The organism is Massilia genomosp. 1 (genome assembly GCF_011682185.1).
GTDB classification, from domain to species: Bacteria; Pseudomonadota; Gammaproteobacteria; order Burkholderiales; family Burkholderiaceae_D; genus Telluria_A; species Telluria_A rubra.
In genome coordinates this window covers 67528-93297 of the sequence record NZ_WHJF01000010.1, presented here as the reverse complement: position 1 = coordinate 93297, position 25770 = coordinate 67528, and the positions used below count along the sequence as shown (strand labels likewise).

The following is a 25770-nucleotide window of genomic DNA, read 5'->3' as shown; positions in this document are numbered from 1 at the left end:
AAGTGGCCATACCTTAAGAAACTGGGAGCTGGAATGGGATTTGCATGGAAGAGTACGCCAAAGGGTGAGCCGGTACCGGATACTGAATTCGGTCCCGACCTGGAGGCTGCGGCCTTGAACAAGGACGATGCGCCGGCGCTGGCCGGCGCGCAGAACGTGATCGACGACAGCCATCGCGCCGAACTCGATCAGCACGACGAGCTGCGCCTGGCCAATATCATGGGCCGCAAGCGACGCGACGACGATGACGACGGCGAGGTCGAAGCGCGCCTGCCGCTGATCGGCCATTTGTCGTTGCCGCGCCAGCTGCGTATCTTGCTGATGGTGTTCGTGGCCGGTATTCTGGTCACCGTGGTGGCGCTGTGGCGCAACGCGGCCAGTAGCTCCGACGCATCGGCCCAGACGCAGATCGCGTCGGACGCCCTGATGCACTCCCAGCGTATCGGTAAAGCGGCGCCTAACGCGATCCAGGGTAACCAGGAAGCGTTCGTGCAGCTCGAGCAAAGCCGTGGCCAGCTCAAGGCCGACCTGGACGCGCTCCAGCGCGGCGGCAAGATCGGCGGCGTCCAGCTGCCGACCCCACCGGCCAGCATGAACCGCTTGATCAGCGCGGCGAAAACCAAGTGGGTCAGCACCGACAACGCCGCCGGCACCATCATGCGCATGAAGCCGGAATTGACGGGCTTTGAAAAGACCCTGCGCCAGCTCGACACCCTCTCGCCAGAGCTGTTGACGATGACCGAAGAACTGCTCAACGACAAAGTCCAGCGCGGCGGCACGCCCCGTGAACTGGCGGCGATCGGCCGGTTGATGATGCTCACCCAGCGCCTCTCGCGCAGCGCCAGCGAGTTCCTGACCTCCGGCGGTATTCGTCCTGAAACCGCGTTCCAGCTGGGCCGCGACACCACGACCTTCCGTACCACGGTCGAAGGCTTCCTGAACGGGAACGAGGCGATGCAACTGGCGGCAACGAAGGATGCGGAACTGCGCGTCAAGCTCGAACTGATCAAGTCGAAATTCGACACCTACCAGAAACTGGTCGCTTCGATCCTCGACAACCTGCCGAAATTCACAGCCGCCAAGGGCGCCGAACAGTCGATCTTCTACGAAAACGAAGAATTCAAATCGCTGCTGACCAAGGTGCAGGTGGGCTTTCGTAACGAGCAGGATTCGAACAACGTCTGGTTCTGGGTAATGGCCCTGGCCACCATGTTCACGCTGGGCGTCGGCGTCAGTATCGCCCGCGTCATGCTGCAAGACTCGCGTACCCGGGCTCGCGGCGCCGATGTGCGTCGCCAGGAAGCGGAATCGATGCGCCAGCTGGCGCAGACCAAGGAAGAAGAAGCGAAAGCGACCAACGACCAGAACCAGGCAGCTATTTTGCGCCTGATGAACGAACTTCAGGAAGTGGCCGATGGTGACTTGACCGTACACGCAACGGTGTCGGAAGACATTACCGGCGCGATTGCCGACTCGGTTAACTATACGGTGGAAGAGCTGCGCGGGCTGGTGGAACGCGTCACGACGACGGCCGAACAGGTTACGTCGGCATCGACCAACGCACAGAATATTTCGACCGACCTGCTGGCGGCGACCGAACAGCAGTCGCGCGAGATTCAGGAAGCGTCCGAGACGGTTCTGAAAATGGCGAACGAAATTACCGACGTATCGAAGTCGGCGAATGAATCGGCAGAGGTTGCGCGCCAGTCGGTTGCGGCGGCATTGCAAGGTTCGACGGCGGTGGAAAACTCGATCAAGGGTATGCACGAAATTCGCGAGCAGATCCAGGAAACCTCGAAACGAATCAAGCGACTGGGCGAATCGTCCCAGGAGATTGGCGAGATCACGGAACTGATTTCCGACATTACCGAACAGACCAACGTACTGGCGCTGAACGCGGCGATTCAGGCGGCATCGGCCGGCGAAGCGGGTCGCGGCTTCTCGGTGGTTGCGGAAGAGGTCCAGCGACTGGCGGAACGTTCGGCGGAAGCGGCAAAACAGATCGGCGCGCTGGTGCGTACCATTCAGACCGATACCCACGACGCGGTGGCCGCTATGGAAAAATCGACGCAGGGTGTGGTCGAGGGAGCCAGGCTGTCCGATGCCGCGGGTGCCGCACTGTCCGACATTTCGCGCGTTTCGAACCGTCTTGCGGAACTGATTCAGGGCATTTCGTTTGCAACCGAGCTGCAGGCGACATCGGCGAATGATGTGGCGCACAACATTCAGCACATCCTGTCGGTGACCGAAAATACCCAGGACGGTACGCAACAAACCGCCCAATCTATTCGCCAGCTGTCGCTGCTGGCGCAGGAACTGAAAAACTCGGTATCGCGCTTCCGCGTGGTGGCTTGAGAACCCGGTTGATTTATCAAGGTAAGCATGACCACTACTGACAATTCGCACGTGCCGCAGTTCGACACAGGACCGCTGTCCTGGGTCATGAGCGAGATCCGCGATGCGCTGGGCCGCTCCAACACCGCGCTGTCCGAGGCGGCGGAGCATACGGCGGAAGCCCAGGCAAGTTCGCTCAAACATGCGAAAGCCTATCTGCACCAGGCGCATGGCGCCTTGCAGATGGTCGATGTCGATGGCGCCGGCGCCATGACCGAAGCCGCCGAGAGCGCGCTGGACCGCTTCAAGGATGGCCTGCTCGACTGCACGCCCGAACGCGCGCAAGTCATCGCGCACGCATACCAGGCGGTGATCGAGTATCTCGAAGAACTGCTTTCGGGCGCGCCACAGCAGCCGGCGCGCCTGTTCCCTTACTATCGCGCGCTCAAGGAAATGCTGGGGGCCGACAGGATTCACCCGGCCGACCTGTTTTTCGCCGACCTGTCGGCGCCAGTGTCGCTCAAGCGCCACGTGGCGACCGACGCGGAGCCGGACTACGCGGCCTGCCGCACGCGCTTCGAAAAAGCGCTGCTGCCGTTCCTGAAAAGCGCCGACAAGGCCAGCCAGCAGCAGCACGCCCAGGTGTTGCTGGACGCGATCGCCCACGTGGCCGACGCCCAGGACCAGCCTTTGCCGCGCACCTTCTGGATGGCGATGCAGGGCTTCGCCGAACTGGTGGTCCAGGGCCACCTGGCCAGCGACCTGTATGTCAAGCAGCTCTTCGGCCTGATCAATCTGCAGATCCGCCGCCTCTCGCAAGGCCAGGTCAGCCTGCCCGAAACGATGCTGCGCGACGCCCTGTTCTTCATGGCCGCCGTGCCCAATCCACCGCCGACGGCGCTGGCCCTGCGCCGCGCCTATCATCTGGACGGCATGGTGCCGGCCGATTACGATACGCGCCGCTACGGCCGCATCGACGCCGACGCGCTGAAAACCGCCAAGGAAGCCCTGGCCAAGGCCAAGAGCCACTGGGACCGTCTGTCGGTCGAACCGCTGCCGGCGCTGGAAGCCGAATTCGTCGAACTGCTCGGCACCATGGCCGCCGCGGGCGACAAGCTGGGCGCCCCGGCGCTGGCGCGCCTGCAGCGCCAGATGGTGCATGTGGCCACCGCCACGGCGGCCACAAAGCACAACAGCGTGTTCAGTCTCGAAATGGCGACCGCCATGCTGTTCATCGAGAACAGCCTGGATAAGATCCGCCAGTTGCCTGACGATTTCGACGCCCACGCCGACATCATCGGCGCGCGCCTCGGCGCGATTGGCGCCGGCGAAACGCCGCCGGAAGCGCCGCAATGGCAGGGCGAACTGTCGCGCCGCATCCAGCACGAGCAAACCGTCGCCGTGCTGGCCGCCGAAATGAAAAATGGCTTGCGCCAGGTCGAAAAAGTCCTCGACGACTATTATTCCGACACCAGCAAGCGCGCCACCCTGGCCCAGATCGATCCGGTCCTGCACCAGTTGCAGGGCGCCGTCGCCATCCTCGACCAGGAAGACGCGATGCGCGCCGCCCTGCACGTCAAGGATGCGGTCCGCACCCTGGCTGCGGCCGAAGGCAATCCGGAACACGAAACGGCCTCGCTGCAGAACATCGCCCAGAACATCGGCGCGCTGGGCTTTTTTGTCGACATGCTGGCCAAGAACGTCGACGAGGCGCGCGAGCGCTTCACCTTCGACAGCGTCGAGGGCATGTTGCGCGCCGTCCCGTTCGAAAAACCGGCGCACGGCGAATCGCAGTTCGACCAGGAACCGGTGCTCGAGATCGAGCCGGTCCCGATGATCGACCCGCCTGCGCCAGCCGCGCCGGTGGAGCCGGAAGCGCAAGTCAAGGCGCCAGTCGTGGTGGTGGCAGCGCCCGCGCCGCCGGGCGACGACGAAATCGAAGCCGAACTGCTCGAAATTTTCATCTCCGAAGCGCAGGAAGTGCTGGCCTTCGTCGGCTCGACCCTGCCGGCGGCGCAAAGCATGCCGAACAACCTGGAGACGCTGACGATGTTGCGGCGCTCCTTCCACACCCTCAAGGGCAGTGGACGCATGGTCGGCCTGAACAACTTCGCCGAAGGCGCAGCCGCCGTCGAAAAAGTGATGAACCTGTGGTTGTCGGAAGAACGCGCGGCCGACGCCAACCTGCTGGCGTTGCTCACGCGCTCCACCACCGACATGACCGCCTGGGTCGAGCAGCTTGCCGCCACCGGCAGCTCGCAGCGCACCAGCGACGCGCTGGTCGCCGCCGCCGAACGCGTGCAGCATGGCGAAACCTTCGCCATGGATGCGGCGCCGGACGACGCGCCAGCGGCGCCAGTGGTCGAGGAAATCGTGGCCGCCGCTCCCGTGGACGAGCATCACGACGACCACTTTGCGATCGACGATTCGTTCGAACCGATGATCCTCGACGACATCATCGCCCTGCCTGCGACCACAAGCGCAGCGCCTGGCAATGTGATCGAGTTCCCGGTTCCGGGCACCATCGCCGCGGCCGACGACAACACCAAGCGTATTGGCGAACTCGAAATCCCGCTGCCGCTGTATAACATTTACCTCGCCGAGACCGACGAACTGGTTCGCCTGTTAAGCCAGGACTTCGCCGAATGGCGCCACGAACCGCAGCGCCAGGTCACGCCGGCAGCCGAAAAAGCCGCGCATACCCTGGCCGGCACCTCGGCCACGGTGGGCTTCCACGCCCTGCGCGAAATCGCCTACGAAGTCGAAATGGTGCTCAAGAGCCCCGCGCCGGTGTTCGACGAAGCCCAGCGCGACCTGCTCGACGAAACCATCGAGCGCGTGCGCCACATGCTGCAGCGCTTCGCTTTGGGCGAGCTTGCGCCGGCCGAGCCAGGCCTGGTGGCGCGCCTGCACGTTCTGCGCGAGCAGCTTGCGGCGCAGGAAGCGGCCGCCGTGTTTGCGGGCGCCGACGAAGACCTGGCACGCCGTCTGGACGGCCTGTTCGCCGAAACGCTCGACGAGCTGGTGGCATCGCCGCCGGTGATGCCGGAACGCGAAGCGGCCGTGGCCGACGCCCGGTCCGAACCGGAAATCGACGCCATCGACGCCCTGTTCGGCGAGGACGATCCGTTCGATATTCCACTGCTGGATAATCCTGAACCGGCGCAGCCGGTGGCGCAAGACGCGCAGCAGCCATTGCTCGAAGCTGAAGAAGTCATCGAAGCTGAAGAAATCATCGAAGCCGAAGCAGTCATCGAAGCTGAAGCAGTCATCGAAGCTGAAGCAGTCATCGAAGCTGAAGCAGTCATCGAAGCTGAAGCAGTCATCGAAGCCGAAGAAGTGATCGAGGCCGAGCCGGTATTCGAAGAGCCAGCGCTGGAAGCCGAGCCAGTGGCCGAAGAAACGGTCATCGAAGCCGAACCGGTTCTTGAAGCCGAGCCAGTCATCGAAGAACCGGTATTCGAAGAGCCAGTGCTTGAAGCCGAGCCAGTCGTTGAAGAACCGGTCATCGAAGCCGAACCAGTGCTTGAAGCTGAACCAGTGCTTGAAGAACCGGTTGTCGAAGAGCCGATCGCCGCAGCCGCGCCGGAACCGGCGCCTATGCAGCCGATGACGGCGCACGTGCCGCTGCTCGAAGCGTTGCTGCAGCCGGAGTCCGACACGGCCGCCGTGCCGGTGGCGCCGGAAACGGCCTTCGCCGATGACCTTGACGTCGACTTGCTGCCAGTGTTCCTGGAAGAGGGTACCGACCTGCTGCCGGAAATCGGCAACAACCTGCGCAAGTGGCAGCAAAATCCGTCCGATACCAGCCCGGTACAGCAGCTGTTGCGTACCCTGCACACGGTCAAGGGCAGTGCGCGGATGGCCGGTGCGATGCGCCTCGGTCAGCACACCCACGAGATCGAAACGCAGATCGAGAACATGGTCCACGCCGGAACGTCGACGCCAGCCGCGTTCGACGAACTGATGGCCAACTACGATCACGCGCTTCTGCTGTTCGAACAACTGCAGCAGCCTGCCCTCGGCGTCGTGCCGGTGCCGGGCCTGGCCGCGGCAACCGCCGGCAGCGTGGACGATGCTCACGCAGCCCAGACCCGTACGCCGTTGGTGCGGGTACGCGCCGACATCCTGGACCGCCTGGTCAACCAGGCAGGTGAAGTGTCGATCACGCGCTCAAAACTGGAAAGCCAGGTGTCGACCCTGAAGGCCTCGCTGAGCGACTTCTCGGACAACCTGGGTCGCTTGCGGCGCCAGTTGCGCGAAGTCGAGATGCAGGCGGAATCGCAGATTTCGTCGCGCATGTCGATTTCCAGCGAACGCGAATTCGATCCGCTCGAATTCGACCGCTTTACCCGCCTGCAGGAACTGACGCGGATGATGGCCGAATCGGTGAACGACGTTGCGTCGTTCCACGAAAGCCTGACGCGCACGGTCGACGGCGCCACCGACGACTTGAACGTGCAGTCGCGCCTGACGCGCGACCTGCAGCAGGACCTGATGCGGGTTCGGATGGTACAGTTTGCCAGCCTGTCGGAGCGTCTGTTCCGGGTGGCGCGCCAGACCGCAAAAGAAATCGACAAACGGGTCAACCTGGACATCCGGGGCGGCACGGTCGAAATCGACCGCAGCGTTCTGGAACAGATGGCCGCGCCGTTCGAGCACTTGCTGCGTAACGCCATCGTGCACGGTATCGAATCGCGTGCCCGTCGTGGTGCGGCCGGCAAGGCCGAAACGGGCGAGCTGCTGATCCAGGTCAGCCAGCAGGGTAACGAGGTGGTTATCCAGTTCAACGATGACGGCGCGGGTCTCGACCTGGCCCGCATCCGCACCAAGGCGCTTGAAAACGGGCTGCTGGCGCCGAATGCCATCGTCACCGACGCCGAAGCGGCCGACCTGATTTTCGAACCGGGCTTCTCGACCGCCGATGCGCTGACCGAACTGGCCGGCCGTGGCGTGGGTATGGACGTGGTGCGCTCGCAAGCGCAAGCGCTTGGCGGCCGGGTGGCGATTTCCACCGAAACCGGCAAGGGCGCGCGCTTCACGATTCACCTGCCGCTGACCCTTGCGGTCACCCAGGTCGTGCTGACCACCAGCGGTACCAAGACGTTTGCGCTGCCATCGATCCTGGTGGAGCAGGTATTGCAGATGAAAGAAGCGGCAGTCAACGCCGCGCACGCCGAAGGCTTTGTCGAATTTCAGGGCCAGAAGGTCGCGCTGCATTACCTGCCAACCTTGTTGGGCGATACCGAAGCGCGGCCGATGTCGCAGCGTTCGTGCCCGGTGATGGTCCTCAAGAGCGGCACCGACCGCCTGGCGGTACAGGTCGACGACGTGCAGGGCAACCGCGAGGTCGTTATCAAGAATATCGGGCCGCAGCTCTCGCGCATGATCGGTATTTCGGGTGCGACGGTGCTCGGTTCGGGCGATATCGTGTTGATCCTGAACCCGGTGGCCTTGTCGCATCACCTCGACCATCATCCGCAACTGCGTCAGCGGGTGGTGGTGGAAACGGTGGCGGCGGTGCCCGAGACGCGTGCGGCCGACTTTGTGATCATGGTGGTCGATGATTCGCTGACCGTGCGCAAAGTGACCCAGCGCCTGCTGGAACGCGAGGGTTATCAGGTGGTGCTGGCCAAGGACGGTGTCGATGCGCTCGAACATTTGCAGGAGACCGTGCCCGACCTGATGCTGGTCGATATCGAGATGCCGCGCATGGATGGTTTCGACCTGACCCGGAATATTCGCGGTAACAGCGGCACCAACGAGATCCCGATCATCATGATCACCTCGCGTACGGCGGACAAGCACCGCAACTACGCGCTGGACCTGGGGGTGAATGCCTACTTCGGTAAGCCGTTCCAGGAAGACATGCTGCTCGCGGCGATTGCCGGCTTGCTCAATCGCGAGATGCCGGTAGCGCATTAAGCGCCAGGCGGCACAAACAAAAACGCCTTGCACCGGTTAAATGGTGCAAGGCGTTTTTTATGATCGCTAGTTCAATAGCCGTCGTTCCCGCCAAGGGGGCCGCCGATGCCGGGAACGACGTTATACCGCTTTCACCACCGCATAGCGCTCCAGCGTCTTCGCCCGCGCCTCGTCATGCCTGACCAGCGGCGCCGGGTAATCCTTCCCCAGCACGACCTTCTTCTGCGCCAGCACCATCGGCGGCACCGTCCACGGCGCGTGGATCTCCTTGTCCGACAAGCCATCGAGCTGCGGCAGGTAGCGCCGGATGAACTTCCCCTTGGCGTCGAATTTCTCCGACTGCGTAACCGGGTTGAAAATCCTGAAATACGGCTGCGCGTCGCATCCCGACGACGACGCCCACTGCCACCCGCCATTGTTCGACGACAGGTCGTAATCGTTCAGGTGCAACGCAAAATACGCTTCCCCGCGACGCCAGTCGATCCCCAGGTCCTTGATCAAAAAGCAGGCCGTGACCATGCGCAGCCGGTTGTGCATGTAGCCGGTCTGGTTCAACTGCGCCATGGCGGCATCGACCAGCGGATAGCCGGTACGCCCTTCGCACCAGGCGGCGAACATCGCGTCGGCCTCGGGCCCGGTCTCGAACGCAATCGCGTCGTAGGCCGGCTTGAACGCGCGCTCGACGACATGCGGATGGTTATACAAGATCATGGCGTAGAAATCGCGCCAGATCAGTTCCGACAGCCACACCGGCGCGCCTTCGCCGCCGGCCCCGCGCGCAATGAGCTCAGTCACCGTGCGCACCAGGTGGCGCAGCGACAAGGTGCCGAAGCGCAGATGCACCGACAGGTACGACGGCCCCTTGACCGACGGGTAATTGCGCGCCTCGCCATAATCGGCAATGCGGCCGATGAAGTCTTCGAACAACCGCGCCGCGCCGCTCATGCCGGTCGGGATCGACAAGGCCGACAGGTTGGTCGGCTCGAAGCCGATCTCGCGCAAGGTCGGCAGGCGCTCGTCGCCGGCGGGAGGCGCAAGGCGCGCCGCATGCGGCTCCACCGCATACGCCACCACGCAATCCGGTTCGGCCGCCATGCGTTTGAGCCAGGCGTTTTTATACGGCGTGAAGACCGAGAAATTCTGGCCCGCCAAGGTGTGTACCTCGCTCTTTTCGAAGATGACCTGGTCCTTGTAGCTGGCAAGGCGCCGGCCGTCGGCCTCCAGGCGCGCGGCCACTTGCGCATCGCGCGCGATCGCCTGCGGCTCGTAGTCGCCGTTGACGAACACCGTGTCCACCCCGAGTTGCGCGGCGAGTGTTGGAATTAGCTCCACCGGGTCGGCCTGGCGCACGATCAGGCAACCGCCCATCTGACGCAATTGCGCATCGAGTTCGGCCAGGCTGGCGTGAATGAATTCGACGCGGCGGTCCGCACGCGGTAAACTGTCGAGGATTGTGTTATCGTAAATGAAAGCGCAATAGACGCTATTCGACGACGTTAATGCATGATGCAGCGCGGCGTGATCGAAGGCGCGCAAGTCGCGGCGAAACCAGACGAGCGATTTACTCATAATATTGATGGTGTTTGGTGTCAAGAAAGGTGGGCGAATTATCGGCTACCATCGCTTTAGCCGCGCGCGTGATGGCGCTTCCCGTGGTGGCGGCCGCAATTCAGTGTAAACTATCGAAAAATCCATCGTTGCAAGCCCGGATACTAGCAGCAAAGCAGAACACCAGAGAGCGAGCAGAGAGAGTGACGAATATGAAGAAAAGCAAAATCGGCAAAACTCTGCCCGTGCCCGGCATGTCGCAGGACGACGAATTGCGTCCCGACCAAGGTCACGTCATGACATCGACCTTGAATTTAGCAAATCATTTCCTGATAGCGATGCCATCGATGCAGGATCCGATTTTCGGCGGCACCGTGGTCTACATCTGCGAGCATAACGACAAAGGCGTGCTCGGTGTGGTCATCAACAAGCCGACCGACATGACCATGGAAGTGCTGTTCGAACGGATCGACCTCAAACTGGCCGACGGCTTGCGCACCACCGTCGTCAATGAACCGATCATGTTCGGCGGCCCGGTCCAGGACGACCGCGGCTTCGTGCTGCACACCCCCGGCGCGCGCTATTCGTCGTCGCTCACCGTGACCGAGGACGTGGCCTTCACCACCTCGATCGACGTGCTCGAAGCGGTGGCCAACGGCGACGGCCCGCAACGGCTGCTGGTGTCGATCGGCTACGCCGGCTGGAGCCCCGGCCAGCTGGAAGACGAAATCGGCCGCAATGGCTGGCTGACGGTGGGCGCCGACGCGCGCGTGCTGTTCGACCTGCCGATCGAAGAGCGCTACAACGCCGCCATCAAACTGCTTGGCATCGACCCGATGATGCTCGCCTCCGAGGCCGGCCATGCTTGAGCGCTCCCGCAGGAACCGCGCGCGTGGCTGAAGCGGTGATTGAACTCGTACTCGGCTTCGATTTCGGCATCAAGCGTATTGGCATCGCCATGGGGAACACCCTGACCGGTCAGGCGCAGCCGCTCGCGGTGGTCAACGCCATCGACAACGCGGCCCGCTTCAAGCAGATCGGCGACTTGATCGCCGCCTGGGCGCCGGCCCGCCTGGTGGTGGGCGAACCGCGCCACCCGGACGGCGCCGAACACGAGATGACCCTGCGCTGCCGCCGCTTCGCCAACCAGCTGCACGGGCGCTTCAACCTGCCGGTCACCTTGGTCGACGAACGCTATTCGTCGGCCGTGATCAACGCCAGGCGCGGCCAGATCATCGACGACCAAGCCGCCTCCATCATTTTGCAACAATACTTTGACGACCATGCCAACAACAACTAATCAGCTCGACGCAATCAAGCAGTTCGACGCCGAGGCGCTGTACCAGACGCTGCTCGGCCAGGTGCGTGACGGCTTGCACGGGGTGCAGGACGCGGCCATCATCGGGATTCATTCGGGCGGCGCCTGGCTGGCCGAACGGCTGGCGGCGGACCTGGGCCTGAACGAGCGCCTGGGCTTCATCGACGTCTCGTTCTACCGCGACGATTTCGCCAAAAAAGGCCTGCATCCGGACGTCAAGCCGACCCACATCATGTTCAACGTCGACCGCGCCAACATCGTGCTGGTGGACGATGTGCTCTACACCGGGCGCACCACGCGCGCGGCGATCAACGTGCTGTTCGATTATGGCCGTCCGGCGCGCATCATGCTGGCGGCGCTGGCCGACCGCGGCGGGCGCGAGCTGCCGGTGGCGGCCGACTTCGTCGCCACCAGGGTCGCGCTGGAAGCCAATCAGTCGCTTGCGCTGGCGCGTGCCGGCGACGGGCAATTTTCGCTCACCATAGAAGAAGACCATGCTTAATCCGCAACTGAATAAAAATGGCGAACTGCAGCACCTGTTAAGCATCGAAGGGCTGCCAAAATCGATCGTCAACCATATCCTCGACACGGCGTCGAGCTTTGTCGGCATCTCCGACCGTGAAGTCAAGAAGGTGCCGCTCATGCGCGGCAAGAGCGTGTTCAACCTGTTCTTCGAGAACTCCACGCGCACCCGCACCACCTTCGAGATCGCCTCCAAGCGCCTCTCGGCCGACGTCATCAACCTCAATATCCAGGCGTCGTCGGCCAGCAAGGGCGAGTCGCTGCTCGACACCATCGACAACCTGTCGGCCATGCATGCCGATATGTTCGTGGTGCGCCACGCGCAGTCGGGCGCGCCCTACCTGATCGCCAAGCACCTGATCGACACCAGGCAGTCGCACGTCCACGTGGTCAACGCCGGCGACGGCCGCCACGCGCACCCGACCCAGGGCCTGCTCGACATGTACACGATCCGCCACTACAAAAAAGACTTCACCAAGCTGCGCGTGGCCATCGTGGGAGACATCTTGCACAGCCGCGTGGCGCGCTCCGACATCCACGCGCTGACCACCCTGGGCGTGCCGGAAGTGCGCGCCATCGGCCCGCACACCTTGCTGCCGGGCGGGCTGGAACAGATGGGCGTTCGCGTGTTTACCAACATGGACGAGGGCCTCAAGGACGTCGACGTCATCATCATGCTGCGCCTGCAGAACGAGCGCATGAGCGGCGCCTTGCTGCCATCGGCGCAGGAGTATTTCAAGAGCTATGGCCTCACGCCCGAGCGCCTGGCGCTGGCCAAGCCCGATGCGATCGTCATGCATCCGGGGCCGATGAACCGGGGCGTGGAAATCGATTCGGCCGTGGCCGATGGCGCGCAGGCGGTGATTTTGCCGCAGGTGACGTTCGGGATCGCGGTACGGATGGCGGTAATGAGTATTCTGGCAGGAGCGCAAGGGTGAACGTGAACAACCATCTTCATATCAAGAACGGGCGCCTGATCGACCCGGCCAACGGCATCGACGCAGTCACCGATTTGTTCATCATCGACGGCAAGGTCGCCTCGACCGGCACGGCGCCGGCCGGCTTCAATGCCGGCAACAGCATCGACGCCACCGGCCTGGTGGTCGCTCCCGGCCTGGTCGACCTGTCGGCGCGCCTGCGCGAGCCGGGCTACGAATACAAGGCCACCCTCAAGTCCGAGATGCAGGCGGCGATGCAGGGCGGCGTGACGAGCCTCATTTGCCCGCCCGATACCGATCCGGTACTGGACGAACCGGGCCTGGTCGAAATGCTCAAGCACCGTGCCAGCAAACTGCGGCAGGCCAATGTACACCCCTTGGGCGCGCTGACCATGGGCTTGAAGGGCAAGGCCCTGACCGAGATGATGGAACTGACCGAAGCGGGCTGCATCGGCTTTTCGCAGGCCGAGGAAGTCATCGAAGACACCACCGTGCTGCTGCGCGCGCTGCAGTATGCGAAAACCTTCGGCTTTACCGTGTGGGTGCGCCCGCAGGATGCGCACATCGGGCGCGGCGGCATCGCCCACAGCGGGCCGCTGGCCTCGCGCCTGGGCCTGGCCGGCGTGCCGGTGATGTCCGAAACCATCGCGCTGCACACCGTGTTCGAACTGGTGCGCGCCACTGGCGCGCGCGTACACCTGTGCCGCATGTCGTCCGCCGCCGGCCTGGAGCTGGTCAAGGCGGCCAAGAAGGAAGGCTTGCCGATCACCTGCGACGTGGCGGTGCATCATGTACACATGACCGACGCCGACATCGGCTTTTTCGATTCCAATGCGCGCGTCACGCCACCGTTTCGCAGCCAGCGCGACCGCGATGCGATCCGCGCCGCCCTGTACGATGGCACCATCGACGCCATCTGCTCGGACCACACCCCGGTCGACGACGACGAGAAGCTGCTGCCGTTCGGCGAAGCCTCGCCCGGCGCCACCGGGCTGGAACTGCTGCTGTCGCTGGCGATCAAGTGGGCCGACGACTACGCTAGCGTGCAGCACGGCGCCGCTGGTTCGGCCACGCCGCTCGCGCGCGCCATCGCCAAGATCACCACCGACGCGGCGCGCATCGCCGGCCTGGAAGTAGGCCAGCTGGCGCCGGGCGCTCCCGCCGATGTGGTGGTGTTCGATCCGGCCGCGCGCTGGACGGTCGAGGCCCCGGCCCTGGCCAGCCAGGGCAAGCACACGCCTTTCCTGGGCTACGAACTGGCCGGGCAGGTCAGGGCGACCATCGTGGGCGGACGCATCGCGTTCCAGCGCTAGTGCCGAATCAGCACTGACAGTGGCATGCGGCGCGCGACGCCGCATGCACAGCGGGTAGTTCGCACTCCCTGCTTTCCCGTTTTTTTGGAGTCGTTTGAAGATCAAGCTCTATTTCCGGCTGTGCCGCGTGTTTTTCCATCTGTTGACCGGCTTGTCCGCGTGCGCATTCGTGTTCCCGTGGGCCAGCCATGCGCTGCGCGACCGCGTCACGCAAAGCTGGTCGCGCCGGCTGGTGGGCATCTGCGGCGTGACCGTGACGCCATCGACCGGCGTGGCGGCGCTGGCGCACGCGATGGTGGTGGCCAACCACGTCTCGTGGCTCGATATCTTTGTGATCAATGCGCTGTACCCGTGCCGCTTCGTGGCCAAGTCCGAGATCCGCGAGTGGCCGGTGCTCGGCTGGCTGGCCGACAAGGCCGGCACGGTGTTCCTCGCGCGCGGCAACCGGCGCGACCTGCGCCAGATTTTCAAGGGTCTGGTGCATAAGCTCGAGCAGGGCGAGCGGGTCGCCTTCTTCCCGGAAGGGACCACCGCCGCGCAGGGCAGCCTGCTGCCGTTCCACGCCAACCTGTTCGAAGCGGCGGTCGATGCCGGCGTCATGGTGCAGCCGTACGCGGTGAGCTATGTGGACGCCAGTGGCGCGCTGCATCCGTCCATCGAATTCATCGGCGAGATGACCTTCGCCGAGAGCATGGTGGCGATCCTGTCCGGGCCCGCCGTGACCGCGCGCGTGGTGTGCATGGCGCCGATCGACGCCGCCGGCGCGCACCGGCGCGATGTCTGCACCGCCGCCCACGCCGCCGTGGGGATGGCGCTGGGGCACAAGCCCGGCTAGGTTTTTGGCTTGCCCGGTTCCTTGTACTCGGGGCAGTCGACCTGCAGCAGGCTGCGGTCGTTCAGGCACAGCGCGCTCAATTTGCCGCCCCACACGCAGCCGCTGTCGAGGCCGACCACGTCATCGCGCAGCAGCAGGCCGAGGGCCGACCAGTGGCCGAACACCACGGTGGCGCCCAGGCTGCGCCGGCCCGGCAGGTCGAACCAGGGCAGCAGGCTTGACCCGGGCGGCGCACCCGCGCTTTCCTTTTCCTTGAAATCCATGGTGCCGTCGGGTGCGCACAGGCGCATGCGCGTGAGTGCGTTGACGATGTAGCGCAGGCGCGCCAGGCCGCTGAGCGCGTCGTCCCAGCGCGCCGGCTCGTTGCCATACATGTCGCGCAAAAAATCGATCCAGCCCGGCCCGCGCAGCACCGCTTCGACTTCGCCCGCCAGCGACAGGGTTTGCGCCGCGTCCCACTGCGGTGCCACGCCCGCATGCACCAGCAGGTGGCCTTCGGCCATCATCGCCAGCGGGCGATGACGCAGCCAGTCGATCAGTTCAGCGCGGTCGGGCGCGGCCAGGATGGCGTCGAGCGTATCGGATTTCGCGGTCTTTTGCGCGCCCACCGCCACCGCCAGCAAATGCAGGTCGTGGTTGCCGAGCAGCGCCTCGCCGGCGCCCGCGCGTTCCAGCGCGGCCACCCGGCGCAGGGCCTCGAGCGAGGCCGGGCCGCGGTTGATCAGGTCCCCCACGAACAGGACGCGCGCGGGGCCGCCCGCATCGTCTTCGATGCGCTTGAGCAGGACAGCGGTTTCGTGGGCGCATCCTTGCAGATCGCCGATGACATAAGTTCTTAACAATTCAATTCCAGTACGGGCAGGGTTCACATAAAATCAGGGTGCCGCATTTCCAGGCCCGGCGGATACTAAATCATTTTTGTAAGCAAGGGTGCCGGTTTGGGCTGTAACATGCGTTGCTGTCATGCCAATAGCCGTCGTTTGAGCCTGATCAATATGGGTATCGATTGCGCGCGCGTATTTGCGTATCATATGCTGGTGCGGGCCGATCCGGACCGTCCCGGCCGATAAAAGATAATGCTCACCGGCAGTATTTGATGCACTCTTCGATGATAGGATTTTCTGATGAAAGTCACGCCCACCGCCATTCCCGAAGTCCTGATCCTGGAGCCGCGCGTGTTCGGCGACGACCGGGGCTTTTTCTTTGAAAGTTTTAACGAGCGAAAATTCGAGCAGTTGACCGGGGTCTGCGCGCATTTTGTCCAGGATAACCACTCCAAGTCGGCCAAGAATGTGTTGCGCGGCCTGCATTACCAGATCAGCCAACCGCAAGGCAAACTGGTGCGCGTGAGCGCCGGATCGGTGTATGACGTGGTGGTCGATTTGCGTAAATCGTCGGCCTTCTTCGGACGCTGGATCGGATTGGATTTATCCGCCGAAAACCAGCGTCAGCTATGGGTGCCGCCCGGTTTTGCGCACGGTTTCATGGTCACCAGCGATAGCGCCGAAGTCCAGTATAAAACCACCGATTACTGGGCGCCCGAACTGGAACGGGTGATTCTATGGAATGATCCCGACATCGGCATCGAATGGCCCTTGCCCGGTTTGCCTATGCTCTCTGGAAAAGACAGCAAGGGTGCGCTGCTGGCGCAGTCCGATGTATTTCCATGAAAATTTTACTCACCGGCGCCAACGGCCAGCTCGGCCATGAACTGGCGCGCAGCCTGCGCCCGCTGGGCGAGCTGGTGGCGCCTGCGCGCGCCGCTTGCGACCTGGCCGACCTCGACCAGCTGCGCACCGTGCTGCGCGCGCTGCGGCCGGACCTGATCGTCAACGCGGCCGCCTATACGGCCGTGGACCGCGCCGAGGACGAGCCCGCGTTGGCGATGCGCATCAACGCCGACGCGCCGGCCCTGATGGCGCACGAGGCCAGGGCGCTGGGCGCGGCGCTGCTGCATTATTCCACCGATTACGTGTTCGACGGCAAGGCGGCGGGCGCCTATGCCGAGACCGACACCCCCGCGCCGCTGAGTGTCTACGGGCAGAGCAAGCTTGCCGGGGAGCAGGCCATTGCCGCCGCCGGCATCCGGCACCTGATCCTGCGTACCAGCTGGGTGTACAGCTTGCGCGGCAATAACTTCCTGTTGACCATGTTGCGCCTGGGAAGGGAACGCGGGCAGTTGCGTATCGTTGCCGATCAGCATGGCGCCCCCACCTGGAGCCGCACCCTGGCCGACACCAGCGCGCATTTGCTGGGCCTGGCGCAGGCGGGCGGCGCCCCGTGGTGGGAGCGGCATGGCGGCCTGTACCACCTGAGCAGCCAGGGCCGCACCAGCTGGGCCGGCTTTGCCGGGGCGATTTTCAGCGCCGCCGGCCTCGCTTGCGAGGTGGTGCCGATCACTGCGGCGGAATACGGCGCCAAGGCGGCGCGGCCGGCCAATTCCAGCCTCGATTGCGGCAAGCTGATGGCGCTGTGCGGCCCCTTGCCGGACTGGCAAACGGCCCTGGCCGACTGCCTTTCTTCCGCAGACGCCAGCAGGGGTCTTGTCCAAGACTGAGCAAAAATGCCGCAACAGGCGTCGAAAGCGCTCTTTTTTGCATAAAACCGGCGTAGCGCCGCCCGCTGGCCCCCATCCTGGCGTATTTGGGGGGCGGGTAATCCGGTACAATCATGGATTACCTTCATACCAGATCATGGCGACCGCAACACTCACCGCATGCGTTGGTCCGCCGGGTAGGGCACGAGCCTGCCCGCGTTTTAGCATATATAAATAATAATGTTTTCATTTCTCGTGAGTTTCGTCGCTTCCGCCTTGCTGACCCTGCTTGTGATCAAGCAGGCCAGGCTGCATGGTCCCGCGCTCGATGCCGATTTCTTCGGCGTGCAAAAAGTCCATTCGCATACGGTGGCGCGCATTGGCGGGCTGCCGATTTTCATGGCGGTCGTGATCAGCGCGCTCATCTCGATCTGGCGCGTGCCGGCCATGGCGGTCTGGCTGATGTCGCTGATGCTGTGCGCCGGGGTGGCCTTTGTCGGCGGCATCGTGGAAGACTACACCGGCAATGTCAGTGCGCTGCGGCGCCTGATATTGACGATGGCGGCCGCCTTGCTCGGCTATTTCTTGCTCGGCGCCAAACTCGACCGCATCGATTTTCCGTTCAGCTCGTGGCGCATCGTGTATATCTGGGTGGCCGTTCCGCTGACCGTGCTGGCGGTGGCCGGTATCGCCAACGCGATTAACATCATCGACGGATTTAATGGTCTGGCCAGCGTGGTAACCATCTGTATGCTTATCTCGCTCGGTTATGTGGCGTGGCAGGTGGGCGATGTGTTCGTGCTGGTGGCGGCGCTGATGGTGGCGGGCGCCACGGCCGGCTTCCTGATCTGGAATTACCCGGTCGGCCTGATATTCCTGGGCGACGGCGGGGCGTATTTTATCGGCTTCATGCTGGGCGAGCTGGCGCTGCTGCTGGTAATGCGCAACCCCGACGTGTCGACCTGGTATGCGGCTTTGCTGTTGATATATCCGGCCTTCGAAACGATTTTCTCGGCCTATCGCCGCATGTTCTTGCGCGGAAAATCACCGGCTATGCCGGACGGGATACACCTGCACAGCCTGATTTTCCGGCGCATTGTGCAATGGGCGGTGGGCCGCAAAGAAGCGCGCGCCCTGATGCGCCGCAATTCGCTAACATCACCGTACCTGTGGATGTTTTCCCTGATGGCGGTAATCCCGGCCACGGTGTTCTGGAAAGATACCGGAGTATTGATTTTCTTCTGCTTATTGTTCGTCGTCAGTTATGTGTGGCTGTATGCGCGTATTGTTCGATTTAAGTCACCCCGGTGGCTCATTCTTCGCAAGAAGGACTAGCATTAATGCGCGGATGTAGTATATTGCGACAATTGGTGAGATTTCACTTAATCTGTTTCAACCCACTTTGAAGGAACGATGATGGATCTGTCAAATATGTCGATCGGTGATCTGCGCAACCTGCAGGATCAAATCAAGCAAGAAATGAAGAAGCGCGAGCACCAGGAAGTCGCCAAAGCCCGCGAACAGATCCTGGCAATTGCCCAGAGCGTTGGCGTGCCATTAAAGGACCTGATCGGTACCGGTATCCGCGCCAAGACCGGCAGCGTCGCCGTGCGTTATCGTCATCCGGACAATGCAGCCCAACAATGGACCGGCCGTGGCCGTCAGCCGAAATGGGTCAAGGAATGGGTCGAAGGCGGCAAGGATATCGACAAGCTGCGCGTGTAATCGATTTTCATGTAGCGGCAGGATCGGCGGGCAATTCCCAAAGGCCCCGCTTGCCGCTACAATATCAGGCATTCCCGGTCTTTTTCTTTAATCGCTGTCCCCCATCATCATCCCGACGCACTGTTTGCAAGCCAGGTTGACGCCGTTTTTCGCATGGCGCACGCCAGCATCCTGCCGCGCCGCGACTTACCTGAGGTTTCTACTCCATGCTTCCACTTTCCAAGACGATCTTCAAAGCCTACGACATTCGCGGTGTGATCGGCAGCACGCTCGACGCCGGCATCGCGCACCAGATCGGCCAGGCCTTCGGCGCCGCCGCGCTGGCCAAGGGCGAACGCAGCGTCGTGATCGGCCGCGATGGCCGCTTGTCGGGCCCGGAACTGACGGCGGCGCTGGCGCAAGGCTTGCAGGCTGCCGGCGTCGATGTGATCGACCTGGGCGTGGTGGCCACCCCGATGGTCTACTTCGGCACCAATGTGCTGGGCGCGGCCTCGGGCATCATGGTCACGGGCAGCCACAATCCGCCCAACTACAACGGTTTTAAGATGGTGCTGGCCGGGGAAGCGATCCACGGCGAGACCATTCAGGCGCTGTATCGCAGCATCGCCGCGCACGACGGCAGCGTCGCCGCCATTGCGGGCGCCTACAGCACCCACGACATCCGCGCCGCTTACCTCGAGCGCATCATCGGCGACGTCAAGCTGGCGCGCCCGATGAAGATCGCGGTCGACTGCGGCAACGGCGTGGCCGGCGCCTTTGCCGGCGACCTGTATCGCGGCATGGGTTGCGAAGTGATCGAATTGTTCTGCGAAGTCGACGGCACTTTTCCGAACCACCATCCCGATCCGGCCCATCCTGAAAACCTGCAAGACCTGATCCGCTGCCTGCAAGAGACCGACGCCGAAATCGGCATCGCCTTCGATGGCGACGGCGACCGCCTGGGCGTGGTCACCAAGGATGGCCAGATCATTTATCCGGACCGCCAGATGATGCTGTTCGCGGCCGATGTCCTGTCGCGCAATCCGGGCGCGGAGATTTTGTACGACGTCAAATGCACGCGCCACCTGGCGCCGTGGATTGCCAAGCATGGCGGGCGTCCGCTGATGTGGAAAACCGGCCACTCGCTGGTCAAGGCCAAGCTGCGCGAAACGGGCGCCCCGCTGGGCGGCGAAATGAGCGGCCATATCTTCTTCAAGGACCGCTGGTACGGTTTCGACGACGGCCTGTATTCCGGCGCGCGCCTGCTCGAACTGCTGACCAGGGAAGCCGATCCGTCGGCCATGATGAACGCGCTGCCGCAGTCCGACAGCACGCCCGAACTGCACCTGCACCTGGCCGAAGGCGAGAACGTGGCCCTGATCGAGCGCCTGCGCAATGAAGCGACCTTCCCCGGCTCGGAGCGCATCATCGACATCGACGGCCTGCGCGTCGAGTATGCAGACGGCTTTGGCCTGGCGCGTTCGTCCAATACCACGCCGGTGGTGGTGATGCGCTTCGAAGCGGAAACGCCGGAAGCGCTGCGCCGCATCCAGGGCGAATTCCGGCGCATGATCGTGGCCGTGCGCCCCGACGCCGAACTGCCGTTCTGAGCGCGAGCCCCGCTTGGCGCGCCTGAACATCCTGCTGGTGCGCGTGTCGTCCCTGGGCGACGTGCTGCACAACCTGCCGATGGTGGCCGACATCTTGCGCCACCATCCCGACGCCAATATCGACTGGGTGGTGGAGGAGGGCTATGTCAGCCTGGTGCGCCTGAACCCGCGCGTGCGCCGCATCATCCCGTTCGCCTTGCGGCGCTGGCGCAAGAGCCTGGGCAAGAAGGAAACCCGCGCCGAGATCCGCGGCTTCTTCAAGGCCGTGCGCGAGGAAGAATACGACTATGTGTTCGATACCCAGGGCCTGCTCAAGACCGGCATCATCATGGGCGCCGCGCGCATCAAGAAGGGCGGGCGCAAAGTGGGCCTGGCCAACGGCAGCGAAGGCTCCGGCTATGAAGGCGTCTCGCGCATCTTCCATACCCAAAGCATTCCTACCAACCCGCGCACGCACGCGGTGGCGCGCGGGCGCCTGGTGGCTGGCGCGGCACTTGGCTACGCGCTCGATACCCAGCCCGACTTCGGCCTGCCAGGGCTTGAGCACGCCAACCGCCCGGCGTGGATGCCGGCCGGGGATTATGCGGTGTTCTTCCACGGGACCGCGCGCAACGCCAAGAAATGGGCGCTTGATAACTGGATCGCCACCGGGCGCGCGCTGGCGCCCATGCCGGTGCTGCTGGCCTGGGGCTCGCCCCTTGAGAAAGCCGAAGCCGACACGCTCGCCGCCAGTCTCCCGAACGCCACCGTGCTGCCCAGACTGTCGATGGATGAAGCGGTGAGCCTGGCGCGCAACGCGGCGCTGGCGATCGGCGTCGATACCGGCCTGACCCACATCGCCGCCGCCTTCATGCGTCCCGTGATCGAAATTTACTGCGACTCGCCCAAGTGGAAGACCGAAGGCAACTGGTCGGAGCAGATCATCAACCTGGGCGACAAGGGCGCGCCGCCCTCCGTGGCCGAGGTCCTGGCGGCCGTCAAGCAATTGCGGGGCATGGCCTGATGCGCACCTTCTACAGCGTGATGTGGTACCTTGCCCTCCCGCTGGTGCTGCTGCGCCTGTGGTGGCGCGGCATGAAGGAGCCGGGCTATCGCCAGCACTGGCGCGAACGGCTCGGTTTCTACCGCGAGCGCGCGCCGGGCTGGCACACGATCTGGGTACATGCGGTGTCGGTCGGCGAAACGCGCGCCGCCGAACCGCTGATCGACGCGCTGGTCGAGGCCTATCCCGACAGCCGCATCCTGCTCACCCACATGACCCCCACCGGGCGCGCCACCGGCAAAGCGCTGTTCGCCAAGCATGGCGAGCGCCTGATCCAGGCCTATCTTCCGTACGACACCGTGGCCATGGTGAACCGCTTCATTCGCCAGTTCACGCCGCGCATCTGCATCCTGATGGAGACCGAAGTCTGGCCCAACCTGATCGCCGCCTGCGGCGAGCGCATTCCGGTCGCGCTGGTCAATGCGCGCCTGTCGGAACGCTCGCTCAGGCGCGGCCAGCGCTTCGGTAAGCTCATGACCGAGGCCGGTCGCGGCATCGCCCTGGTGGGCGCCCAGACCGAGGCTGACGCGGCGCGCCTGCGTTCTTTCGGCGCGCCCAAGGTGGAAGTCACGGGCAGCATCAAGTTCGACGTGCTGGTGCCCGCTGCGGCCTTGGCGACCGGCGCCTGGCTGCGTACGCACATCGGCGCGCGCCCGGTGCTGCTGTGCGCCAGCACGCGCGATGGCGAGGAGGCGCTGATCCTGGACGCCTTCAAGGCGATGGCGTGGCCGCATGGCGCCCCGCTGCTCATGATCGTGCCGCGCCACCCGCAGCGTTTCGACGATGTGGCCGCGCTGGTCAAGGAACGCGGCTTTTCGCTGCGGCGCCGCTCAGGCATCGCGCAGCACGGCGTCGACGCTCAGGTACTGCTGGGCGACTCGATGGGCGAAATGTTCGCCTACTACGCCGCGTGCGACCTCGCTTTTGTGGGCGGCAGCCTGCTGCCGCTGGGCGGCCAGAACCTGATCGAGCCGTGCGCGCTGGGTAAACCGGTGCTGGTCGGCCCGCACACCTTCAATTTTGCGCTGGCCACCGACGACGCCATCGCCGCCGGCGGCGCGATCCGCGTACCCGACGCCACCGCACTGCTGAGCGAAGCGGCGCGCCTGCTGAGCGACACCGACGCCCGCGCCGTCATGGGTGCGCAGGCGGCCGCGTACGCGCAACGCCATCGCGGCGCGACCGCGCGCACAGTTGGTTTATTACGACGACTGATTTATTAGGCTTTGGTAACATGTCCCCACAATAAATAATAACTGGGGAAGCACATGTGGTTCAGTCATCCAAAGCAGGTGGGCAGCCGCAAGCCGGTCGCCATGCTGGTTCAACGCCAGCGCCTCGAGCCGGCCAACGGCATTACCGTCGATAAGCCGCTGATGTCGCTGCCGGTCCTCGGCCCCGGCCTGGTGGCGGCGAGCGCGCCCGAAACGGTGCAGTTTTCAGTGCGCTATGCGCTGCCGGAATATGTCAGCTTCATGTGGCAGCACGCCGGATATATCATCCGCCGCCGCCGCATCGGTACCCTGGCCAGCTATTGGATGCAAATCAAAAGTACCTCGTCAGCGGCCCTGCATTTCGTCGCGCAGGGGCGCTCGCGCAATACCTATGAATTCACGATCGATACGCACGGCATCGTGCGCGCCAGCCGCAGCGGCGTGACCCTGGTGCCGTGGGGCGATGTCTGTTCGATCCGGCGCTATTCGCGCGGCTTCATGATGGTACTCAAACGCGGCACCCTGCCGATTCCGTTTCGTTGCCTGAACCAGGCGCAGGGCGAGAGCATGGCGCGCTTCGGCGAATCGGTGCGGGCATTGACGCGGCTCTGAGCCGGCAGGCTGCCCGGTTCAGGCGCTGAACACCACCGGCATCTCCTGCGAGCGCTGGCGCAGCGCCAGCCTGGCGCCGTCATAGTCGGGATACACCGATTCCACCTTGGCCCAGAAGCGCGCGCTGTGGTTCATCTCGAGCAGGTGCGCCAGTTCGTGCGCCACCACGTAGTCGAGCAGCGGCAGCGCGTAGTGGACCAGGCGCCAGTTCAGGCGGATGCGCCCATCGACCGTGCATGAACCCCAGCGCGTGCCCGCCGACGAGAGCGTGAGCGAGGCATGCCGCACCCCCAGTTTTTCGGCATACAGGTCGAGCCGTTCGGCGAACAGGCGCTTCGCTTCCGCCTGGAACCAGATTTTCACCCGCTCCTGCAACTGCCATTCGGCCAGTCCCGCCACCACGCCCACGGTCAGCACGCGCGCCTGCTCATCGAACTCGCAGCGGCTGCGCGGCGCGTCGACCAGGCGCAGGGTGATGTTCGCGCCCAGGTAGGGCAGCTGGGCGCCGTCGACCCACACCACCGGCGCGCGTTCCTGGCGCGTGGCGCGCCGTTCGCCGCGTTCGCGCAGCTTGGTGAGGATCCAGCGCTGCTTGGCGCGGATGGCGTTGTCGATGTCGGCCAGGGCGACGCGCTTGGGGGCCGTGACGCGCAGGCCCTGGTCGTCGATCATGAAGCCGATCGAACGCCTGCTCGAGCGGCGCAGTTCGAATTCGAGGCTATGGGGACCGAGCTGAATGCGCCGCAGCGGCGGCGCGTCCGGTGCGCGCACCGGCGTGGGGAAAACGACTTTGGGCGGCGCCGGCGGCGCCTTGAACAGCGGCTGCGGCGCGCTGGACTGCTTCGCGGCCGGTTCGAGCGCCGCAAAAAAATCCTGGGCAAACAGTTCGAGCTGGTCGCCGTCGATCTTGGGCGAGGACTCGTTCTTTTGCGGCGCCGATGACTGGATCAGGGCGCCGACTCCGCTCAGCCAGCGTTGTAGGCGTGGGGCGAAATGACGCGCATTTCGGATTCTATCCAATTTTCTACCTCTTGCATCAAGCTGTCGGGAGTGTGTCCATCGGGAGAAATCGGTTTGCCGACCGACACCGTGATCACACCGGGGCGTTTCAGAAAAGAGTTCTTGGGCCAGCATTCACCTGAATTATGCGCGATCGGCACCACCACCGCATTCGTTTCAATCGCCAGGCGCGTACCGCCGCTTTTGTATTTACCTGCTTGTCCGACCGGGATGCGGGTCCCTTCAGGGAACATGATAATCCATTGACCGGTGGCCAGGCGTCGTTTGCCATGCGCGACGACGTGCTTGAAGGCGTTCTTGCCCTGTTTGCGGTCGATCGGAATCATGCGCAGCAGCGCCATGGCCCAGCCGAAGAAAGGGATATACAAAATCTCCTTCTTGAAGACGAACACCAAAGGGCGGGTCAGGTTCGGCAGCAGGAAAATCGTCTCCCACGCCGACTGGTGTTTCGACAGCACGATGGCCGGTGCGTCGGGCAGGTTGTCGTAGCCCTTGAATTCGTAGCGGATGCCGCAAATGACCTTGGCGCACCAGATCACGAACACGTTCCAGCGCGAGGTGACCCAGAAGCGCTGGTTGTACGGCAGCGGCGCGGCCAGGAAGCACACGCAGGCCCACACAATGGTGGCTACGACCATGATCACGGTAAACAACAGGGAACGCAGGAACAGGAAGGTATGACGCAAAGAAGTCTCCGGGGATGCGTGAGGGGTGGTGTCAGCTTGCGCCATGACCGGCTGGCGCGGCCGGGGCATTGACCTTGAGCAGCGCGCTGACCATCGTCGCCAGGTCGGGGAAGACCTGGGTGCCGGGAGGCAGGCCGCCGGTCTCGCGGGTCTTTTCGCCTTTGCCGGTCAGGACCAGGTAGGGCGTGCAGCCGCTGATGAAGCCGGCCTGCAGGTCGCGCAGCGAGTCGCCCACGGTCGGCACGCCTTTCAGGCTGACCTTGAAGCGCTTGGAGATTTCTTCGAACATGCCCGACTTGGGCTTGCGGCAGTCGCAGTTGTCGATGGCCGCGTGCGGGCAGAAGAAGATGGCGTCGATGTCCGCGCCGACCTGCTGCGCGCTGGCGTGCATCTTCTGGTGGATGGCATTCAAAATCGCCATGTCGAACAGTTCGCGCGCAATGCCCGACTGGTTCGACGCGATGACCACCCGATAACCCGCCTGGTTCAGGCGGGCGATCGCTTCGAGCGAGCCGGGGATCGGAATCCATTCGGCCGGCGACTTGATAAACGCCGGCGAATCGTGGTTGATGACGCCGTCCCGGTCGAGGATGATCATCTTCATGCGCTTCTC

21 protein-coding genes are annotated in these 25770 nt (G+C 63.9%); 16 read left to right on the top strand and 5 right to left on the bottom strand.

The window, feature by feature from the left end:
* Nucleotides 1-33 precede the first annotated feature (33 nt).
* Nucleotides 34-2355 carry a methyl-accepting chemotaxis protein gene (locus tag F1735_RS06055; protein ID WP_229505647.1) on the top strand — a complete coding sequence of 774 codons (2322 nt, stop codon included), beginning with the start codon at nucleotides 34-36 and terminating at the stop codon, nucleotides 2353-2355.
* A gap of 27 nt (nucleotides 2356-2382) precedes the next feature.
* Nucleotides 2383-8259 carry a hybrid sensor histidine kinase/response regulator gene (locus tag F1735_RS06050; RefSeq protein WP_167236087.1) on the top strand — a complete coding sequence of 1959 codons (5877 nt, stop codon included), beginning with the start codon at nucleotides 2383-2385 and terminating at the stop codon, nucleotides 8257-8259.
* A 120-nt stretch (nucleotides 8260-8379) separates the two neighbouring features.
* Here F1735_RS06050 and F1735_RS06045 read toward each other — a convergent pair whose 3' ends face one another.
* Nucleotides 8380-9828 carry a cryptochrome/photolyase family protein gene (locus F1735_RS06045; RefSeq protein WP_167236086.1) on the bottom strand — a complete coding sequence of 483 codons (1449 nt, stop codon included), beginning with the start codon at nucleotides 9826-9828 and terminating at the stop codon, nucleotides 8380-8382.
* Nucleotides 9829-10019: 191 nt separating this feature from the next.
* Between F1735_RS06045 and F1735_RS06040 the strand changes: the two genes are divergently transcribed.
* The 6 genes from F1735_RS06040 to F1735_RS06015 all read left to right on the top strand — a co-directional run bounded on the left by F1735_RS06040 (nucleotide 10020) and on the right by F1735_RS06015 (nucleotide 14733).
* Entirely contained in the window at nucleotides 10020-10676 is a 657-nt protein-coding gene (locus tag F1735_RS06040) for a YqgE/AlgH family protein (protein WP_167236085.1), read from the top strand.
* Between the two features lie 89 nt (nucleotides 10677-10765).
* The gene (gene ruvX / locus F1735_RS06035; RefSeq protein ID WP_222852953.1) at nucleotides 10766-11107 is read left to right on the top strand and encodes a Holliday junction resolvase RuvX; all 342 of its coding nucleotides are present in this window, start codon (nucleotides 10766-10768) and stop codon (nucleotides 11105-11107) included.
* Nucleotides 11091-11627: a bifunctional pyr operon transcriptional regulator/uracil phosphoribosyltransferase PyrR gene (pyrR, locus tag F1735_RS06030; RefSeq protein WP_167236084.1), complete on the top strand. Its 537-nt coding sequence runs from the start codon at nucleotides 11091-11093 to the stop codon at nucleotides 11625-11627. The genes ruvX and pyrR overlap by 17 nt, the downstream gene beginning before the upstream one ends.
* Nucleotides 11620-12585 (top strand): aspartate carbamoyltransferase catalytic subunit, encoded by a 966-nt coding sequence (locus F1735_RS06025; protein WP_167236083.1) that lies wholly within the window; start codon nucleotides 11620-11622, stop codon nucleotides 12583-12585. The genes pyrR and F1735_RS06025 overlap by 8 nt, the downstream gene beginning before the upstream one ends.
* 2 nt (nucleotides 12586-12587) lie before the next feature.
* A complete protein-coding gene (locus F1735_RS06020; protein WP_167236082.1) occupies nucleotides 12588-13898 on the top strand; it encodes a dihydroorotase in 1311 nt (436 codons plus the stop codon).
* 94 nt (nucleotides 13899-13992) lie between these two features.
* A complete protein-coding gene (locus tag F1735_RS06015) occupies nucleotides 13993-14733 on the top strand; it encodes a lysophospholipid acyltransferase family protein (protein WP_167236081.1) in 741 nt (246 codons plus the stop codon).
* Here F1735_RS06015 and F1735_RS06010 read toward each other — a convergent pair.
* A complete protein-coding gene (locus F1735_RS06010) occupies nucleotides 14730-15575 on the bottom strand; it encodes a symmetrical bis(5'-nucleosyl)-tetraphosphatase (protein ID WP_167236080.1) in 846 nt (281 codons plus the stop codon). The genes F1735_RS06015 and F1735_RS06010 overlap by 4 nt on opposite strands.
* A gap of 282 nt (nucleotides 15576-15857) precedes the next feature.
* On the opposite strand from F1735_RS06010, the gene rfbC reads away from it, so the two are divergent.
* The 8 genes from rfbC (at nucleotide 15858) to F1735_RS05970 (ending at nucleotide 23451) form a co-directional block, all read left to right on the top strand.
* Nucleotides 15858-16403, top strand: coding sequence for a dTDP-4-dehydrorhamnose 3,5-epimerase (rfbC, locus tag F1735_RS06005; RefSeq protein ID WP_167236079.1), 546 nt, complete (start codon nucleotides 15858-15860; stop codon nucleotides 16401-16403).
* Entirely contained in the window at nucleotides 16400-17290 is an 891-nt protein-coding gene (rfbD, locus tag F1735_RS06000; protein WP_167236078.1) for a dTDP-4-dehydrorhamnose reductase, read from the top strand. Before rfbC ends, rfbD begins: the two co-directional genes overlap by 4 nt.
* A gap of 219 nt (nucleotides 17291-17509) precedes the next feature.
* Entirely contained in the window at nucleotides 17510-18604 is a 1095-nt protein-coding gene (locus tag F1735_RS05995) for a glycosyltransferase family 4 protein (protein ID WP_166887087.1), read from the top strand.
* Nucleotides 18605-18685: 81 nt separating this feature from the next.
* Nucleotides 18686-18994, top strand: a complete 309-nt coding sequence (locus F1735_RS05990; RefSeq protein WP_166887084.1) for an H-NS histone family protein — start codon at nucleotides 18686-18688, stop codon at nucleotides 18992-18994.
* Between the two features lie 206 nt (nucleotides 18995-19200).
* The gene (locus F1735_RS05985; protein ID WP_167236077.1) at nucleotides 19201-20583 is read left to right on the top strand and encodes a phosphomannomutase/phosphoglucomutase; all 1383 of its coding nucleotides are present in this window, start codon (nucleotides 19201-19203) and stop codon (nucleotides 20581-20583) included.
* A 22-nt stretch (nucleotides 20584-20605) separates the two neighbouring features.
* Nucleotides 20606-21586, top strand: coding sequence for a lipopolysaccharide heptosyltransferase I (waaC, locus tag F1735_RS05980; RefSeq protein WP_167236100.1), 981 nt, complete (start codon nucleotides 20606-20608; stop codon nucleotides 21584-21586).
* A complete protein-coding gene (waaA, locus tag F1735_RS05975; RefSeq protein ID WP_167236076.1) occupies nucleotides 21586-22848 on the top strand; it encodes a lipid IV(A) 3-deoxy-D-manno-octulosonic acid transferase in 1263 nt (420 codons plus the stop codon). Before waaC ends, waaA begins: the two co-directional genes overlap by 1 nt.
* Nucleotides 22849-22893: 45 nt before the next feature.
* Entirely contained in the window at nucleotides 22894-23451 is a 558-nt protein-coding gene (locus tag F1735_RS05970) for a YcxB family protein (RefSeq protein ID WP_229505646.1), read from the top strand.
* 18 nt (nucleotides 23452-23469) lie between these two features.
* Here the strand turns inward: F1735_RS05970 and F1735_RS05965 are convergent, their stop codons facing one another.
* Genes F1735_RS05965 through gmhB form a run of 3 tightly spaced genes read right to left on the bottom strand, consistent with a single transcriptional unit; the run spans nucleotide 23470 to nucleotide 25761 of the window.
* Entirely contained in the window at nucleotides 23470-24402 is a 933-nt protein-coding gene (locus tag F1735_RS05965; RefSeq protein WP_167236098.1) for a M48 family metallopeptidase, read from the bottom strand.
* A gap of 14 nt (nucleotides 24403-24416) precedes the next feature.
* Nucleotides 24417-25157, bottom strand: a complete 741-nt coding sequence (locus F1735_RS05960) for a lysophospholipid acyltransferase family protein (protein WP_167236075.1) — start codon at nucleotides 25155-25157, stop codon at nucleotides 24417-24419.
* A 31-nt stretch (nucleotides 25158-25188) separates the two neighbouring features.
* Nucleotides 25189-25761 (bottom strand): D-glycero-beta-D-manno-heptose 1,7-bisphosphate 7-phosphatase, encoded by a 573-nt coding sequence (gene gmhB / locus F1735_RS05955; RefSeq protein ID WP_167236074.1) that lies wholly within the window; start codon nucleotides 25759-25761, stop codon nucleotides 25189-25191.
* Between the last annotated feature and the right edge of the window lie 9 nt (nucleotides 25762-25770).

Bases quoted from the DNA above. Each gene is read 5' to 3' on its own strand.
- F1735_RS05995 (WP_166887087.1), top strand. From the start codon at position 17,510: ATGTTTTCATTTCTCGTGAGTTTCGTCGCTTCCGCCTTGCTGACCCTG.
- F1735_RS05985 (WP_167236077.1), top strand. From the start codon at position 19,201: ATGCTTCCACTTTCCAAGACGATCTTCAAAGCCTACGACATTCGCGGT.
- F1735_RS06045 (WP_167236086.1), bottom strand. From the start codon at position 9,828: ATGAGTAAATCGCTCGTCTGGTTTCGCCGCGACTTGCGCGCCTTCGAT.
- ruvX (WP_222852953.1), top strand. From the start codon at position 10,766: ATGGGGAACACCCTGACCGGTCAGGCGCAGCCGCTCGCGGTGGTCAAC.
- waaA (WP_167236076.1), top strand. From the start codon at position 21,586: ATGCGCACCTTCTACAGCGTGATGTGGTACCTTGCCCTCCCGCTGGTG.
- F1735_RS05970 (WP_229505646.1), top strand. From the start codon at position 22,894: ATGTGGTTCAGTCATCCAAAGCAGGTGGGCAGCCGCAAGCCGGTCGCC.
- F1735_RS06050 (WP_167236087.1), top strand. From the start codon at position 2,383: ATGACCACTACTGACAATTCGCACGTGCCGCAGTTCGACACAGGACCG.
- gmhB (WP_167236074.1), bottom strand. From the start codon at position 25,761: ATGAAGATGATCATCCTCGACCGGGACGGCGTCATCAACCACGATTCG.
- F1735_RS06040 (WP_167236085.1), top strand. From the start codon at position 10,020: ATGAAGAAAAGCAAAATCGGCAAAACTCTGCCCGTGCCCGGCATGTCG.
- rfbD (WP_167236078.1), top strand. From the start codon at position 16,400: ATGAAAATTTTACTCACCGGCGCCAACGGCCAGCTCGGCCATGAACTG.
- F1735_RS05990 (WP_166887084.1), top strand. From the start codon at position 18,686: ATGGATCTGTCAAATATGTCGATCGGTGATCTGCGCAACCTGCAGGAT.
- rfbC (WP_167236079.1), top strand. From the start codon at position 15,858: ATGAAAGTCACGCCCACCGCCATTCCCGAAGTCCTGATCCTGGAGCCG.
- pyrR (WP_167236084.1), top strand. From the start codon at position 11,091: ATGCCAACAACAACTAATCAGCTCGACGCAATCAAGCAGTTCGACGCC.
- F1735_RS06055 (WP_229505647.1), top strand. From the start codon at position 34: ATGGGATTTGCATGGAAGAGTACGCCAAAGGGTGAGCCGGTACCGGAT.
- F1735_RS06025 (WP_167236083.1), top strand. From the start codon at position 11,620: ATGCTTAATCCGCAACTGAATAAAAATGGCGAACTGCAGCACCTGTTA.